General features: G+C 56.3%; 16 protein-coding genes and 1 pseudogene. 12 read left to right on the plus strand and 5 right to left on the minus strand.

The window, feature by feature from the left end:
- The first annotated feature begins 56 nt into the window (after positions 1-56).
- Positions 57-230, plus strand: a complete 174-nt coding sequence (locus MLC59_RS20155) for a 3-methyl-2-oxobutanoate hydroxymethyltransferase (RefSeq protein WP_427901727.1) — start codon at positions 57-59, stop codon at positions 228-230.
- Between the two features lie 435 nt (positions 231-665).
- Here MLC59_RS20155 and MLC59_RS12835 read toward each other — a convergent pair whose 3' ends face one another.
- Together MLC59_RS12835 and MLC59_RS12840 are read right to left on the minus strand one after the other, a co-directional pair.
- Positions 666-1229, minus strand: coding sequence for a GNAT family N-acetyltransferase (locus tag MLC59_RS12835; RefSeq protein WP_345799777.1), 564 nt, complete (start codon positions 1227-1229; stop codon positions 666-668).
- 28 nt (positions 1230-1257) lie between these two features.
- The gene (locus MLC59_RS12840) at positions 1258-1743 is read right to left on the minus strand and encodes a hypothetical protein (protein WP_248234706.1); all 486 of its coding nucleotides are present in this window, start codon (positions 1741-1743) and stop codon (positions 1258-1260) included.
- A gap of 302 nt (positions 1744-2045) precedes the next feature.
- On the opposite strand from MLC59_RS12840, the gene MLC59_RS12845 reads away from it, so the two are divergent.
- The 3 genes from MLC59_RS12845 (at position 2046) to MLC59_RS12855 (ending at position 3442) form a co-directional block, all read left to right on the plus strand.
- Positions 2046-2723: a class I SAM-dependent methyltransferase gene (locus MLC59_RS12845; RefSeq protein ID WP_248234707.1), complete on the plus strand. Its 678-nt coding sequence runs from the start codon at positions 2046-2048 to the stop codon at positions 2721-2723.
- Between the two features lie 83 nt (positions 2724-2806).
- On the plus strand, positions 2807-3208 hold the full coding sequence (locus MLC59_RS12850) for a GFA family protein (RefSeq protein WP_248234708.1): 402 nt from the start codon (positions 2807-2809) through the stop codon (positions 3206-3208).
- A 90-nt stretch (positions 3209-3298) separates the two neighbouring features.
- Positions 3299-3442, plus strand: coding sequence for a hypothetical protein (locus MLC59_RS12855; RefSeq protein WP_248234710.1), 144 nt, complete (start codon positions 3299-3301; stop codon positions 3440-3442).
- A gap of 13 nt (positions 3443-3455) precedes the next feature.
- Here the strand turns inward: MLC59_RS12855 and thiD are convergent, their stop codons facing one another.
- The gene (thiD, locus tag MLC59_RS12860) at positions 3456-4250 is read right to left on the minus strand and encodes a bifunctional hydroxymethylpyrimidine kinase/phosphomethylpyrimidine kinase (RefSeq protein WP_248234711.1); all 795 of its coding nucleotides are present in this window, start codon (positions 4248-4250) and stop codon (positions 3456-3458) included.
- On the minus strand, positions 4247-4726 hold the full coding sequence (locus MLC59_RS12865) for an NUDIX hydrolase (RefSeq protein WP_248234712.1): 480 nt from the start codon (positions 4724-4726) through the stop codon (positions 4247-4249). The genes thiD and MLC59_RS12865 overlap by 4 nt, the downstream gene beginning before the upstream one ends.
- Before the next feature lie 164 nt (positions 4727-4890).
- Between MLC59_RS12865 and MLC59_RS12870 the strand changes: the two genes are divergently transcribed.
- From MLC59_RS12870 to MLC59_RS12895, 7 genes and pseudogenes are all read left to right on the plus strand, one after another.
- A complete protein-coding gene (locus tag MLC59_RS12870; protein WP_248234713.1) occupies positions 4891-5451 on the plus strand; it encodes a recombinase family protein in 561 nt (186 codons plus the stop codon).
- Between the two features lie 2 nt (positions 5452-5453).
- A pseudogene (locus MLC59_RS12875) lies at positions 5454-8424 on the plus strand (Tn3 family transposase).
- Positions 8425-8495: 71 nt separating this feature from the next.
- Complete coding sequence (locus tag MLC59_RS12880; protein ID WP_345799778.1) at positions 8496-8921, plus strand: DUF6624 domain-containing protein; 426 nt, start codon at positions 8496-8498, stop codon at positions 8919-8921.
- 90 nt (positions 8922-9011) lie between these two features.
- Entirely contained in the window at positions 9012-9824 is an 813-nt protein-coding gene (locus tag MLC59_RS12885; protein ID WP_248234715.1) for a HEPN domain-containing protein, read from the plus strand.
- 247 nt (positions 9825-10071) lie between these two features.
- Positions 10072-10317, plus strand: a complete 246-nt coding sequence (locus tag MLC59_RS20030) for a VOC family protein (RefSeq protein ID WP_023008422.1) — start codon at positions 10072-10074, stop codon at positions 10315-10317.
- Positions 10318-10698: 381 nt separating this feature from the next.
- A complete protein-coding gene (locus MLC59_RS12890; protein ID WP_248234716.1) occupies positions 10699-10848 on the plus strand; it encodes a hypothetical protein in 150 nt (49 codons plus the stop codon).
- Between the two features lie 546 nt (positions 10849-11394).
- A complete protein-coding gene (locus tag MLC59_RS12895) occupies positions 11395-11856 on the plus strand; it encodes a hypothetical protein (protein ID WP_248234717.1) in 462 nt (153 codons plus the stop codon).
- 145 nt (positions 11857-12001) lie between these two features.
- On the opposite strand, the gene metE is transcribed toward MLC59_RS12895, so the two are convergent.
- Entirely contained in the window at positions 12002-14278 is a 2277-nt protein-coding gene (gene metE / locus MLC59_RS12900; protein WP_248234718.1) for a 5-methyltetrahydropteroyltriglutamate--homocysteine S-methyltransferase, read from the minus strand.
- A gap of 105 nt (positions 14279-14383) precedes the next feature.
- Between metE and MLC59_RS12905 the strand changes: the two genes are divergently transcribed.
- Positions 14384-15274 carry a LysR family transcriptional regulator gene (locus MLC59_RS12905; RefSeq protein ID WP_248234719.1) on the plus strand — a complete coding sequence of 297 codons (891 nt, stop codon included), beginning with the start codon at positions 14384-14386 and terminating at the stop codon, positions 15272-15274.
- Positions 15275-15297: the final 23 nt, after the last annotated feature.

A 15297-nucleotide genomic window follows, 5' to 3' on the forward strand; every position in this document is an offset into this window, starting at 1 on the left:
CCCATCAGATTCTCCGGTGATGAAGAATTTTTACGCATTATGCCAGAAGGTGTCTCCTGCCGCGCAGACTCCTAGGCTTGTTCTCTGACTACACGCCGAAATTTGCCAAAAAGTACGTCGATCTGAGCGCCCAAATCAAGGATGTGTTTGCGCTGTATGAAAGAGAGGTCAGAGCCGGCGAATTTCCCGCAGAGGAGCATTGCTTTGGGATTAAGAAGCAACCAACTTAGATTGTCGGGAGGGGCAAGGGGTGGTGTGTGAACAAGTGCGAAACAAAGGGAGTGAGCCGAACCTGGGCAAGCCTGAATACCTCTATCACGGCAGTCGAAAAAAAACCGTTCGGCTAGAGCCAGCTCAGGGTATTGGACATGGTGAGGCTGACAACGAGTACGGTATTTATGCTGTCTCAGAGCGGGATTTAGCTGTTCCGTTTGCAATCACATATTACCCCCTGAGCCCTCGTGCAGTTTTCTCGGTCGACACCTCGCAACGTCCACCCCGGATAATGCTGAGGGATACTGAAGTAAGTTGGCATGAGAAGGGGTATATCTATACGTTGCGATCTGAACCCTTTGAGCAAATAGATGCTCATCAGTGGGTTTCGCGAGTCTCTGTAGAGCCAGTGTTGATTGAAGAAATTACCCCTGAGCTCTACCGGGATTGGGTCATTGATTCCTGACTACGGCTAATTCATCGTGGAGACGAAGGCGCCAGTCTTCATTTGTCATTCGATACAGCCGCACCCTCTTCTTATGAAACTCTTGCATGGTGTAGCAGGAGAATCCAGCCTTCTCAGTTACTCGAACTGAGGCCGCATGGTCTGGCTCTATAATGACCACTACTGACTCACACTGTTTTTGATCGAAGGCATACCGCAGCACGCCCTGAACCGCTTCGGTTGCAAGCCCTTGATTCCAGTATCGCCTCGCTAATCGATAACCGAGGTTGATCTCCTCAACCTCTCCGACTAGCTCGGGCCCAATACCACAGAAACCAACAAGTTTTCCCGACCTCTTCTCAGTTAATGCCCATGGACCCATACCATGGGATGCGTAACAGTCCTGGCACCAGCCTATAAATTTGCGGGTAGCTTCTTCATCACAAACCCCTCGAACGGAATACCTCATGACCTCAGGGTCACTCAGTATTTCAGTGAGTGCGGGAATATCTTGATGGGATAGCTGCGTTACGATTAGTCTTTTCGTTTGAAACACATACACCGTGTGCACCTATGATTGGAATTGTGAAAATCGGCCCTCAGGAACCTTCGAATTCCACCAGCCTTACTGCAACATTGGCGTGGCGTGCTCCTGATGTGCTTTCGTGGTGCGAGCCAAACAAATGGACCCACTTGTCTTTTTCCAGCAATAACTGCCCGCTTCCCGAGCTTTGTCCGCTGCTTGTCGTATGTGTACCCGTATAGTTGAACGAGAACGTGTTGGCTGAGTCTTTGATTGGGCTGAATTCATATCCTATGGTGATGTAATCGGACGCGACGAAGCCGTTATCTTCAGCAAACACAGCCGTTTTCACAACACTCGACTCCTGCAAAAAATCTGACAGCAATACGGACGGATGACCATTCGGCTCGACGGCTTCGCATTCGCAGTGCCGGATTTCCAAAACCAAATGCTTGCTGCCAATGTAGGCCTCAGGAGTGCCATTTTCGGCCAGCGTGAAGTCGGGAAGTACAGAAAGGCCGGTTAGAAAAAACGGCAATAAAATTCTTGGCATCATCGGCATAGAATCTCCATCTTGAAATGCTTTAATGTTAAACGAACTGAGTGACGGTCGTGACCATTTGATTAGCATTCCGTTGACGACATTATTACACATGGAGCGACTATTCGAGGTTGCGCACTTCACCTGCCGTCAAACCACAAAACCGTTTGCAGTATAATGAGGTTACTCAGCGGAGAGGCTTTCTAAGTTTTACAGCATGGTAATGACCGATAAAAAGGCTCAGGCCGGTGGCCGCCAGATGCCCTTTACGCGGCTCCGTCGTCGCCACTGTGTGTCGTTCAACAGACTAAGGAGAGCTTGTTTTGTATTTAGCTAATGTGGTTCCGTGGGGGCGATCGCTAAAGGAATATCAGGCGATGTTTGAGCTATCGAATGATGACCTGAACAAGAAAATTCTGGGTTGCGGCGATGGCCCGGCCAGCTTCAATGCTGAGGCGACAGAGGTAGGATGCCAAGTCATCTCATGTGATCCGGTATATCAACTCAAGGTTGATGAAGTGCGTCACCGAATTGGCGAGGTGTACCCAGAAATCATGGCCAAGATGCAACAGGCCGCAGACAGTTATGTTTGGGACTCATTCAATAGCGTTGAGCGTCTTGGCGAGGTTCGGATGAAAGCTATGTCGCGGTTCCTGTCCGATTTTGATGCTGGTTACCAACAAGGACGGTATGTGTCGGCGTCATTGCCTATGCTGCCATTCTCTGACTCCAAGTTTGATCTGGCACTCTGCTCTCACTTTCTTTTCCTTTACAGTGATCATTTAGATCGGGCGGCCCATCTGGCATCAATGCGGGAGTTATGCAGAGTTGCCTCTGAGGTTCGCGTCTTTCCAGTTGTCTCGCTGGACGGAAAAACCTCAAAGCACCTTGATTCGGTCATGGCGGGACTATCCGCTGACGGAATCGCTGTCTCGTTGCAGCCTGTTAGCTATCGTTTTCAAAAGGGCGCTACTGAGATGTTGGTGGCAAAATCGGCATAACCATTGGCTGTTGTCGGACGACCCTACGGGCCACTTCGGCACTTTCCAAAGCTAAGTTTTAAATTTACAGAGTGAGATCTCTCATGGGGTTGAAGGGAAGCTGTTTGTGTGGCGAGATAAGTTACGAAATCGACTCAGTGGATATGCCAATCGTGCATTGCCATTGTCAGACTTGTCGTAAAGCCCATGCTGCACCGTTCGCCTCCACTGCGGGAGTAAAGCGCGAGAATTTCCGTTGGCTCAGAGGTAAGCGTTCTATTTCTACGTTCGAATCATCCCCTGGAAAATTGCGCCATTTTTGCAAACGCTGTGGTTCCCATTTGGTGGCTGAAAGGCCTGCGCAACCCCACGTCATTGTTCGGGTAGCTACTCTGGACTATGATCCCGGTTTAAAACCAGAGGCTCATATTTGGGTGTCGCACGACGTGCCATGGCTTGAGTACGATAGGGCCTGTAAGCATAGAGAGTGGCGAGACGACATTTAACAAATCAATCGAGTTTCCGGCATGAAGGCCTGCCACCGGATGCCCCTGCCGGGGCGGCGCTTATTTGTGGCATCAACTGGGAGGGAGCCCATGAATCAGAGTCTTGCGGATGAGCTGGTCATGATGCTGATAGAAGACCAGCGATTGTTACAGCGACTCTTCGATTCCGGCGAGTTAGGGGTCAACTCACGAAACGGAAAAAATCGTACGCTAAACCTCGCGCGGCGTCCGTAGCGGCCGGAAAACACTACCACTGGGCGTAGAAGTGGTGCACCGGACCGTGGCCACCCCCGACTTGGAGTTGCTGTGAAGCCGCTAGCGCGTTAGAAAGGTAGCGCTTCGCGGCGGCCACCGCATCCGGAACCGAATTGTGGGGTAAGAGTGCGGCAATCGCAGAGGAAAGCGTACAACCGGTGCCGTGATCGTTTTTCGTGTCGATGCGTGGGGCGCTGACGTGCTGCGGCATGTCACCGTCGTAGAGAATGTCTACGCTCTCCGCGCTATCCAGATGTCCCCCCGTCAACAGCACCCAGGCTGGGCCAAGGCGGTGGAGCTCAGCCGCGCAGTCGTCCATCGCCTCGAGCGAACGCGCGGGCGAGCGGTCCAGCAGCAGGCCAGCTTCGGGCAGGTTCGGAGTAATTACGGTAGCGCGGGGCACCAACTCGTCGCGCACGGCTGCAATGGCATTTGTGGCTAGCAGCGGGTCGCCACTCTTAGCCGCCATCACTGGATCGACAACGATGTTGCGCAGCTCGTAGGAATCGATCCGTTGAACAATCGCCTGCGCGATCTCTGCGTTGGCGACCATGCCGATCTTGATGGCGTCAACGCGCACATCGTCCAGCACCGCGTCGATTTGCTCGCCGACGAAACCGGCATCGAGCGCCTGAAATGATCGGACCCCCCGCGTGTTCTGAGCCACCACGGCCGTTATAACGCTCATCCCGTAAGCCCCGAGTGCGGAGAAGGTCTTTAGGTCAGCTTGAATACCGGCCCCGCCGGACGGATCGGTGCCGGCGATGCTGAGGACATTTGCGATCATGATGCTTCGCCGCCTCTCTGGGTTGACGCCAGCGCCACGGCTTCGCGCGCTACTTCGGCGACCTGAAAGCTTGTCGCCAAGGCGGCATCTTCAATCTCGTCAAGCTGGAACCACCGCGCGTCACCCGCGTCGCTCCCCGGTGTGAGTACCCCGGTGGGATCGCGACACAGCACCGCGATCAGGATGAAATGATGGCGCAGCACCGCACGCGGATCACGGTCGAGAACGTCGACCGCCGTGAAGATGCGCTCTGCGGTCGCCCGCAGACCCGTTTCCTCGTAGAGTTCGCGCACAGCAGCCTGGTGGATCGGCTCGCCGGATTCGATCTTACCACCCGGAAAGCCCCAGCGGCCGGCATCCGGCGGATTGAGCCGCCGGACTAGCAAAACGGCCCCGCCCTCGACAACGGCCGAGATCGTAGCCGCCACCGGCAGCAAGGAATCGTTATTCTGCGCGTAGCAACCAATCTCCGTCACATCGCCTCTCCACTTTCTTGAGTTGTGTCTGATTAAAGTACACCCTACCCGGACGTCAGGCCGTTAATCTCGGAGACGTCAGGATAGCATACTATCACGAATTTATTGACACATGTGCCTGCGGGTCATAGAGTCTTTTCTGACACGTGATTTCGAGAGACAGAATGGAAGGCCACCGTATCGGTTACAACCGGGTCAGTAGCATTGACCAGAACCCCGGACGCCAGCTTGAGGGGGCAGACGTGGTGCGAACCTTCACGGATTATGTTTCTGGCAAGGACACCCACCGCCCTGAACTCGATCGACTTATCGCGTTTGTCCGGGAAGGCGATACCGTGGTCGTACACAGCATGGATCGCCTGGCCCGCAACCTCGACGACCTGCGGCGCTTGGTCAAGACATTCACTGCACGGGGTATAGCGGTCGAGTTCCGTAAGGAGCACCTGACCTTCACCGGAGAAGCGACGCCGATGGCCAATCTCATGCTGTCGATTATGGGCGCGTTCGCCGAATTCGAGCGTTCCCTGATCCGCGAACGCCAGCTCGAAGGCATCGCACTGGCCAAAAAACAAGGCAAGTACAAGGGCCGCAAGAAAGCACTCTCGCCGGATCAAGCCGCCGAGCTGCGACAACGCGTGGCTGGCGGCGAGCCAAAAGCAAAATTGGCCCGCTATTTTAGTATCAGCCGCGAGACGGTGTACCAATACCTCAAAGCGGACGCCTGACCGTGCCCCGGCGTCGACTGTTGACCGCTGCCGAGCGGGGCCATCTGCTTGCGCTGCCCGAGACAGACGACGCTCTGATTCGCCACTACACGCTATCTGAAGCAGATTTGGCCGTGATCGGCCAACGCCGCGGCGACCATAACCGGCTGGGCTTTGCCGTGCAGCTATGCTATTTGCGGTATCCGGGCATTGCGCTACCGGCCGAAACAGAACCGCCCACGCGGCTATTGGCCTTCGTCAGTCAACAGTTGACCGTCGAGGCCGATATCTGGCCGCAGTACGCCCAGCGGCAAGAAACCCGCCGTGAACACTTGATGGAATTACAGGCCTGGCTGGGGCTGTCTCCGTTCAGCGGCGCGGATTATCAGCGGTTCATGGAGCCGATCACCGAGTTGGCCCAGCAAACGGATCGGGGCTTGGTACTCGCCGAGGCTCTGGTCGAACGGTTGCGGCAACACGGCGTCATCATCCCATCAGTGGCCGTGCTAGAACGCGTTTGCAGCGAGGCGTTGACGCGTGGCACCCGCCTGATTTACGAGGCTTTGACGGCTCCTTTAACCGAAGCACATCGGCAGGCATTTGAGCGGTTGTTGTCAATTCGGCACGAAACCACGCAAAGCACGTTAGCCTGGCTGCGCCAATCGTCCGGGCCGCCACGGCCGAAGCATATTCTGGTGCACCTCGAACGTTTGCAGACTGTTCAGGAACTCGCCTTGCCGGCCGGATTGGAATATACCGTCCACCAGAATCGCCTGTTGAAGCTGGCCCGCGAAGGCGGCCAGATGACGGCCCAGCATTTGCGTGATCTGGAAGCGACGCGCCGCTCCGCGACACTGACGGCGACTCTCCTCGATGCACGAGCCACCCTGATCGACGAGACCATTGATCTGCACGACCGCTACATGGGATCGCTCTTCAGCAAGGCCAAGCGGACTCACGCCGAACGCTTCCAGCGCTCGGGCAAAGCTATCAATGACAAAGTACGGCTGTACTCGCGGATCGGCCGCGCCTTGCTGGAAGCCAAGGAAACCGGAGCCAATCCCTTCACGGCGATCGAGTCGATCCTGCCCTGGACGGCATTCAGTGAAAGCATCGCCGAAGCCGAACAACTGTCGCAATCGGAAAATTTCGATTATCTCGCGTTGCTCGGTAGTCGGTTTAACGGACTTCGACGCTATACGCCGACGTTGCTGAATACGCTGAAACTCAAGGCCGCGCCGGCGGCGCGTGAGCTTCTGGCGGCGGTCGACGTACTGCGAGCAATGAATGACCGCCAAGCGAGAAAAGTTCCGGATGATGCCCCGACCGGTTTTTGTCCGTAAGCGTTGGGCAAGTCTCGTGTTCACGCGGGACGGGCTGGATCGCCGCTTCTATGAGCTGTGCGTACTCTCGGAACTCAAGAACGCCCTGCGCTCGGGCGATATCTGGGTGCAGGATTCGCGTCAGTTCAAAGATTTCGAGGCCTACCTACTGCCGCCGGCGCGCTTCACTGAGTTGCGTGGCGAGCATCATTTGGGCTTGGCGGTGGCGATCGATTGCGAATCCTACCTCGAATCTCGGCTGGCCGAACTGGAACACGAGATGGCTACCGTCGAGCATTTGGCCGCGGCCGACACGCTTCCGGACGCCGGTTTCACGCCCGCCGGCCGGCTCAAGATCACACCCTTGCATAACACGGTGCCCGAGGGCGCTGAAGCGTTGATGGAACAGGCCTACAGTCGGCTGCCTCATCTCAAGATCACCGAACTCTTGCTGGAAGTCGACGACTGGACCGGCTTCACGCAGCATTTCACCCACCTCAAAAACGGCGCGGCCGCTGGAGATCGGCAACTGTTGCTGACCACGATCCTGGCGGATGCGATCAACCTGGGCTTGACCAAGATGGCCGAGTCCTGCCCCGATGCCAGCTATGCCAAGCTGGCGTGGCTTCAGGCATGGCATATCCGCGACGAGACCTATGCGGCGGCGTTGGCCGAGTTGACCAACGCTCAGTATCATCAGCCGTTCGCGGCCTACTGGGGTGACGGCACCACGTCTTCATCCGACGGCCAGAACTTCAAGGCCGGTGGGCAGGGCCAGTTTGCCGGTCATGTGAACCTGAAGTACGGCCAAGAACCGGGCATCCAGTTCTATACGCACATTTCCGATCAGTATGCGCCGTTCCACACCCAGGTTATCAACGCCACGGTGCGTGACGCCACGCATGTTCTGGACGGGCTGCTCTACCACGAGTCGGATCTGCGCATCGCGGAACACTACACCGACACGGCCGGCTTTACCGACCACGTATTCGCGCTAATGCAATTGCTGGGCTACCGCTTCGCGCCGCGTATCCGCGATCTGGCCGACCGGCGACTCTATATCCCCGGAGACGCGAGTCCCTACCCAACACTCTCGGGCATGATCGGCGGCCGTATCAATATCCGGCACATCCGGTCGCACTGGGATGAAATTCTACGGCTGGCGGCTTCGATCAAGCAGGGCACCGTCACCGCCTCGTTGATGCTGCGCAAGCTTGGCAGCTATCCGCGCCAGAATGGCCTGGCTATCGCGTTGCGTGAACTCGGCCGCATCGAACGCACGCTATTTACGCTCGACTGGCTGCAGAACGTCGATTTACGTCGCCGCGTCCAGGTGGGGCTGAACAAGGGCGAGGCCAAGAATGCGTTGGCCCGAGCCGTATTCTTGAACCGTCTGGGCGAAGTTCGCGATCGCAGTTACGAAAACCAGCGCTACCGCGCCAGCGGCCTGAATCTCGTGGTCAACGCCATCATTCTCTGGAATACCGTCTATATGGAGCGTGCGATCCAGTCACTGACCGATTCCGGGCAGCCCGTGGATGAAGATCTGTTACCGCACCTGTCGCCGCTGGGCTGGGAACACATCAATCTCACCGGCGATTACGTCTGGCAGCAGGATAAACGCGTTGCGCGGGGCCGGTTCCGGCCACTACGAACACCGCGAGAGGCTTAGCGTACGATTTTTTCCGTTTCGTGAGGTGACCCCAGTTACCGTCGGATTCCTACCATCCCCGACTGAAAGCACTGCACCAGCGCAACGCCTCCCGCCTGAAGGAAATCATCAGGGCTCACTGCTGGCCTGGTATTTCCTTGGTCGGAGAGGAAGCCTCCAAAGCCGCCTGGCTGGTGGCTCAGCATTCGGTGTCCGAGGCCGGGTTCATGGCGGAATGCGTTCACTTGCTGGAGGAAGCCGTTGCGAAAGACGACGCCGAGGGTTGGCATTTGGCGTTTCTTCAGGATCGGGTGCGGACGTTAGCCGGCGAGCCACAATATTACGGCACCCAGTTTGATGTTGATGAAAACGGGTGGCCAACACCGTTTCCCATCAAGGATCCCGCCTCGGTTAATGAGCGCCGTGCGCAACTTGGACTTGATTCCCTGGAGGAGCGTTTAGGACAAATGACTGAGCAGGAACGGAAGCGACGTGCCAACAGCCAGCACGCCAGTTAACCAAGCGCGGCACTTGGTCGCCTTCGTCTCCGTTTTGCTGCGTCGCGCTCGCCGGAACACTTTTTGCGCCTGTTCGAGGTTAGAAGCTGAATGAGCGAAAGAAGATTGAGCTACATATACAGTTTCAAGTGTGGAGATGAGCTTGAGCACTTCGACAAACTACCTGGCTATGAGCAAGCCAATATCGAACGATACATTGTACAAGTAATCAGCGATTCTTTTGTTAAACCTGCAGATGAAGACTATGTGACTGCTCGGTTACTGGCAAAAAAAGGACTGCATCGCGCTTTTTTTTGGGCTGCGTGTCAAGCGCTTGAAAAATACCTCAAAGCTTTTCTTTTAATGAGGGGTGCTTCGGTTAATCGCTTCAGAGGTCATCCGATTGCCGATTTATACTCTGAAGCGTGCTCAGTAGATGCTGAGCTCTTAACCGTTGACACGAGTTTCCATTCAGCAATTAAGATTCACCAAAACGTCTCTGAGTCCATTGAAGGGTTATCTGTAGCTGAATTTATCAATGGCATTGAAATGCAGGGAAGTCCCGACAACCGCTATAACTCGTTTGGAGTTAACTTCAACTCAGGCTATTTGTTTTCGCTTGATAGCTTTGTTTTTGGCTTGCGGCAGCGGATCGGCGTGCCCCCGATAGAAGAAACTCTCAGAAAGTTTGATCAGGATCTTGTCGAGGGATTCAACTTGTACAACCCATGGTTTGCTCCTGTGCACGTGGATCTTGCGGAAGTTCCCAATAAAGATTTCAATCTGCGCATATCTGGCTCTGTCACAACCCTGGACATTCTCACCGGTCCACATGCGCCAAATGGATCCCGATTTGTGTTGCGATGGCTCGACAAAAAAATGAAATTGCCCAGGAAAATCAGGCAGCATTTGAACAAGGGCTAATGGGCTCACAGTGATACGCGGCTAACGAGTCAAATCATACTAACGCAGATATGAGCCAGCTCCATCAGTGGCGGGGGAATGAATGGAAGTTAAGTGTATTGCGGGGTTTGCGTCAATTACTAAAGATTCTGCGGCGAGTGCGTCTTTGTATGAGGGTGCGCGAGGCTTGCCGCTAGAAAAGATGGACGATTATCGTTTCATGGATAGGTTCCCCGGAGCGCATCATTTCGGGGTATGACCCCTCTCTATGGCGGCCCAGTCTTGTTTTGGGCAGGAGGAATGGCCTGACCATGTTCCTGAGCCGACAGCTACAATTGAATTTGAGTTGGCGGACGCGGCTGCAGTGGACGCGGCATTGAAAGAAATGAAGGAAAGGGGTCAGGAATTCGTTCATGAAACCCGGACTGAACCCTGGGGGCAAACAGTCGCAAGGTTTATGAGCCCTGAGGGTGTGTTGGTTGGCCTGAGTTATGCGCCATGGCTTCATGAATAAGAGCTTAACCACATAGCGTTACGCCGACTGGCTTTTCAGCTGATTCTCCAAGGTTAGCCGGTTCCGCTTTGCGACAGTTTGTACCCTTTTAGGGCCTCATTGGGGGAAGCTCAGATCGTTTACTGGGAGCTTGCCAATGATAAGTTACCAACTTTATTACCATGATTTTCGAGGGGTTTTGCTCTGGATCCTTCGAAAGTTACCAACTTTATTTATCTTTATGGTTGATTAATTACTGTAAAATTGAGCTTGGGAAGGCATTTTGTTACCAACTTTATTCCGATCCTACATAGGATAATTTAGGCCAGAAGATGCTTTCAGGCCCATGCTTCGCAAAGAACACAAACTCAGGGAAGTTCCCCAGACCACAAGGAGGTCACCATGGCGTTCTACCATACTCAGTCCGAGGTTCGACTGGCCGTAACCCGTTTTCTTGAAGTTGCCTACAACACCGATGGCGAAGTCACTTCCAGGCTGCTGAAATCTAAAGGCCCGGTGACTGTCGCGGTGGATCAGCACGGGAAAGCCTAGATAAGCGGAAATGCAGGCAGGTTGACCTTTAGTGTCTTTGAGACTCTGCAGGACCTTGGCATGCAACTCCGGGTAGCGGATGTATCAATGCGTGTCGACGACGAGGGCATGATCGAAGTTACTGCCAATTTCCGCTTTTTGAGAGCGGCTAGTGTCCCGTTTGGTTAATTCGCTGATCTACTGAGCCACTGAGAGCCTTGAGAGCTAGGCGCGGTGGCGAAGGTTTGGTGGTTCCAAATCGAGTCAGCGCAACGCGGCTATCAAGGCTCTCAGTGGCTCCCGAAGGGCGCGACGCTGGGGCCTCTGGCCGGTGTTGCCAGCCCTTGATGTGGAACCACCACACCTTCGGACTGGCGCCTTGGCCAGAGGCCCCAGCGTCACGCAGTAGATCAGCGAATTAACCAAACGGGACACTAGTGCGAGCACTCGTGGACGAATAGACGTAGAGAAGCTCATAACCTCATGCTCAGGCCTCCTTTGCCGAGCGGCGAGAGCCTTGAAAGGTGCGGGTGCAGCCAGAGATAAACAGCTGCAGGAGGCGCTCCAATGAGGGCTCGGTTACTGCTACCTCTCACTCTGATTGCGTCAATATCGCTGGCAACTGGCTGCGCCACAGAAACAACCACGTCTGAACCTGCCTGGCAGTCATACCTGGAATTTGAGCAAGGGCTCGAAAAAGAAGGACTCTATCTGGATTTCGAGCCGTACTTTACAGCTAGCGCCTATGCCGATATTGCGGAGGCGGATGCAGACGATCTTCCCTATGTGAAGGGGGTGCTGGCCTATCCCTGGTACTTTGATGAGATTTTTTCTCACTCGGAAAAGCCGATGCCCAAGGGTATGTGTCTGACCATCAACGGCAGGACTGACCGTGGCGATATCGGTTCCCTTTCGATCGAGTTACTCGAGCGGAGCGGCCTGAAGATGAACGACGCCAACCTGCTGTTTGTTGATTCCATGGATGAGCTGCCAAGCAAGGCCCACTGTCCGGAAGAGAGCCGGTTCTGAACACCTTGAAGCTACTGCGGTTGGCCTATATACCCGTTAATGGATGTGTAGTAGCTCAGGCGGTAGAGCAACTGATTCGTAATCAGTAGGTCGGGGGTTCGACTCCCCCCTGCAGCTCCAGCCGCCTGACCAGAGGGGGCAGGCGTTAACCGGCGGTTTCCCGCAACTCCCGCGCCGCCGCCACCATATTCTCCAGTGCCGGTATGACTTCTTCCCACTGGCGGGTTTTCAGGCCGCAGTCCGGGTTTACCCACAGGCGTTCTGCCGGCACCCGTTCCGCTGCCTTGCTCATCAGGCTGACAATCTGATCCCGGGACGGAATGTTCGGTGAATGGATGTCATAGACTCCCGGGCCGATTTCGTTCGGGTAGCGGAACTCCTCGAATACATCCAGCAGTTCCATGGCGGAGCGGGAGGTTTCGATGGTGATGACGTCCGCGTCCATGCGGGCGATGTCTTCAATAATGTCGTTGAACTCCGAATAGCACATATGGGTGTGGATCTGGGTAGTGTCCTTCACGCCGTTGGCGGTGATGCGGAACGCATCGATAGCCCAGTCCAGGTAGTCCTGCCATTGTGACCGGCGCAGGGGCAGACCTTCCCGCAGGGCGGCCTCGTCGATCTGAATGATGTTGACGCCGGCGGCCTCCAGGTCCAGCACTTCCTGGCGGATGGCGAGGGCCAGCTGGAAGGCGGTGTCCCGCCGGGGCTGGTCGTCCCGCACAAAGGACCAGTTGAGGATGGTGACCGGGCCGGTAAGCATGCCTTTGAGGGGCTTGTCCGTAAGGGAGCGCGCGTAGGCAATCCACTCCACGGTCATGGGGCCTGGGCGCTGGATATCGCCGTAGAGAATCGGCGGCTTTACACAGCGGGAGCCGTAGGATTGCACCCAGCCGAAGCGGGTGAAGAGATAGCCCTCCAGCTGTTCACCGAAATACTCCACCATGTCATTACGTTCCGCCTCGCCATGGACCAGCACATCCAGGCCCAGCTTTTCCTGTTCACGGACGGCCCGCTCGATCTCGGCCTTCATGGTGGAGACATAGTGTTCCCGGCTGATTTCCTGCTTGCGGTACGCCAGCCGCGATTTGCGGATATCCGTGGTCTGCGGGAACGAGCCGATGGTGGTGGTGGGGTAGCGGGGCAACTTCAGATGTTCAGCCTGCTTGTCCGCCCGGATGGAGTAGGGGCTCTTGCGCTGGGCCAGTTCCGGCGTTATGGCCTGCACCTGCTGTCTGATGTCCGGATTATTGACCCGGCCTGATGCCCGCCGGCTGGCAATGGCCCGTGCGTTATCCGCCAGCGGTTCTGCTACAGCGTCGGTTCCCTCATTGAGAGCGGTTTTGAGTACCCTGAGTTCGTCCAGCTTCTGGGTAGCGAAGGCCAGCCAGTTGCGGATCTCCGGGTCCAGGTCCGTTTCCAGCGACAAATCCACTGGCACGTGGAGCAGCGAGCAGGAAGGCGCCAGCCACAGGCGATCACCGAGCTTGTCATGGACCGGCGTCAGCCATTCCAGAAGGCTGATTAGGTCCGTCTTCCAGATATTGCGTCCGTCGATCACCCCCAGGGACAGCACCTTGTGGGGCGGTAGCCAGTCCACCACCGCTTGCACGTCCTGTTTGCCCCTTACCGCATCGATGTGCAGCCCGGCTACCGGCAGGTTGCAGGCCTGTTGCAGGTTTTCCCCCAGGGTACCGAAATAGGTGGTCAGCAGCAGTTTGCTGCGGCTGCTTTTCAGGGTGTGGTAGGCGGTTTCCAGGGCGCCTTTCCAGTCGGCATCCAGTTCGGTGACCAGGACGGGCTCATCCACCTGCACCCAGTCCACACCCAGGTCCGCCAGCTGGTCCAGCAACTGGCCGTAGACCGGTAGCAGGCGGTCCAGCAGTTGCAGACGGTCGTCGCCGTCCCGGGCCTTGCACAGCCACAGGTAGGTGACCGGGCCGATGATCACCGGTTTGGGGGAAACGCCAGCATTGCGCGCCTCGGCAATCTGGTCCACCAGTCGCTGGTTGTTGAGGGAAAACGCTGTGTCTTTGGACACTTCCGGGACAATATAGTGGTAGTTGGTATCGAACCACTTGGTCATCTCACCGGCCGCAATGCCGCAACCGCAGTCCGCCGGTGACCGGCCCCGGGCCACGCGGAAATAGTGGTCCAACTCGCTGCCCTTCAGGCCCTGTATCCGCTCCGGCAGGTTGCCCAGGGTGAAACTCATGTCCAGTACGTGGTCGTACAGGGAAAAATCCCCCACCGGCGTGAAATCCAGGTCGGCCTGGGTCTGCCAGTTCTGCTGCCGCAGCTGTCCGGCGGTGGTCAGCAGGTCATCTGGCGTCGTTTTCTGCTTCCAGAAATCTTCCAGTGCGAATTTCAGCTCCCGCCGGGTGCCAATGCGGGGAAACCCGAGGTTGTGTGCCTTTGCCATGGTGGTGCTCCTGTTGATCAATAAGAGAGGGGAGCATAACCACTGACGAACATGACGAAAAATGGTTAAATGTCACCAATTAATGACAAGGATTCATGCATAGCCATGATCGAACGAAGCCACCTCAAAATCCTCAGGGAAATCGATCGCCAGGGGTCCCTGACCGCCGCCGCCAGGACACTGCACCTGACCCAGTCGGCCCTCAGCCACAAGATCACCCGTCTGGAGCAGTTGCTGGGTACGCCCCTGTGGCAGAAGGAGGGGCGGGGGCTCAAGCTCACCCAGGCCGGTGATTACCTGTTGCAACAGGCCAACCGCCTGCTGCCCCAGTTGGAGCGGGTGGACGAGCGCCTGTTGCAGTTTGCCCGGGGCGAACGGGGGTCGCTGAACATCGGTATGGAGTGTCACCCCTGCTATCAGTGGCTGCTGAAGGTGGTGGACCCCTTCCTGGCCCGCTGGCCGGGAGTAGATGTGGACGTCACACAGAAATTCCAGTTCGGTGGCATGGCGGCTCTGTTCAATCATGACATTGACCTGCTGGTGACCCCGGACCCTATCGTTCGGGAAGGCATCCACTTCGAACCGGTCTTCCCCTACGAGCAGGTGCTGGTGGTCAGCCGTGACAGCGAGCTTGCCGGGCGGGATCGGGTAACGCCGGAGCAGGTGGCCGCCCAGACCTTGTATACCTACCCGGTGGCTATTGAGCGCCTGGATATCTTCCAGCAATTCCTGTTGCCTGCCAGTTGCCTGCCCAAAAAGCACAAGGTACTGGAAGCCACCGAGATGATGCTGCAGATGGTCGCCGCCGGTCGGGGCGTGGCCACGCTGCCACTTTGGCTCGTGGAGGAATACGCCGAGAGCCTGCCAATCACGCCAGTCAGGTTGGGTGAACAGGGCATTCACAAGCACATCCACCTGGGCGTTCGAACGGCAGACCTCGACGACCGCCACACCCGGGCGTTTATCGAAATGGCGGGTGAAACCTCGCTGGTGTGATCCTGATCCCTCTGTCGCTCAGC

Origin of the sequence: Marinobacter bryozoorum (assembly GCF_023156245.1) — a bacterium.
GTDB classification, from domain to species: domain Bacteria; phylum Pseudomonadota; class Gammaproteobacteria; order Pseudomonadales; family Oleiphilaceae; genus Marinobacter; species Marinobacter bryozoorum.

What these genes read in the sequence shown, in the direction of transcription:
- MLC59_RS12850 (WP_248234708.1), top strand. Translation starts at nt 2,807, where the DNA reads ATGGGGTTGAAGGGAAGCTGTTTGTGTGGCGAGATAAGTTACGAAATC.
- MLC59_RS12885 (WP_248234715.1), top strand. Translation starts at nt 9,012, where the DNA reads ATGAGCGAAAGAAGATTGAGCTACATATACAGTTTCAAGTGTGGAGAT.
- MLC59_RS12905 (WP_248234719.1), top strand. Translation starts at nt 14,384, where the DNA reads ATGATCGAACGAAGCCACCTCAAAATCCTCAGGGAAATCGATCGCCAG.
- MLC59_RS20030 (WP_023008422.1), top strand. Translation starts at nt 10,072, where the DNA reads ATGGCGGCCCAGTCTTGTTTTGGGCAGGAGGAATGGCCTGACCATGTT.
- MLC59_RS12855 (WP_248234710.1), top strand. Translation starts at nt 3,299, where the DNA reads ATGAATCAGAGTCTTGCGGATGAGCTGGTCATGATGCTGATAGAAGAC.
- MLC59_RS12895 (WP_248234717.1), top strand. Translation starts at nt 11,395, where the DNA reads ATGAGGGCTCGGTTACTGCTACCTCTCACTCTGATTGCGTCAATATCG.
- thiD (WP_248234711.1), bottom strand. Translation starts at nt 4,250, where the DNA reads ATGATCGCAAATGTCCTCAGCATCGCCGGCACCGATCCGTCCGGCGGG.
- MLC59_RS12870 (WP_248234713.1), top strand. Translation starts at nt 4,891, where the DNA reads ATGGAAGGCCACCGTATCGGTTACAACCGGGTCAGTAGCATTGACCAG.
- MLC59_RS12890 (WP_248234716.1), top strand. Translation starts at nt 10,699, where the DNA reads ATGGCGTTCTACCATACTCAGTCCGAGGTTCGACTGGCCGTAACCCGT.
- metE (WP_248234718.1), bottom strand. Translation starts at nt 14,278, where the DNA reads ATGGCAAAGGCACACAACCTCGGGTTTCCCCGCATTGGCACCCGGCGG.
- MLC59_RS12840 (WP_248234706.1), bottom strand. Translation starts at nt 1,743, where the DNA reads ATGCCGATGATGCCAAGAATTTTATTGCCGTTTTTTCTAACCGGCCTT.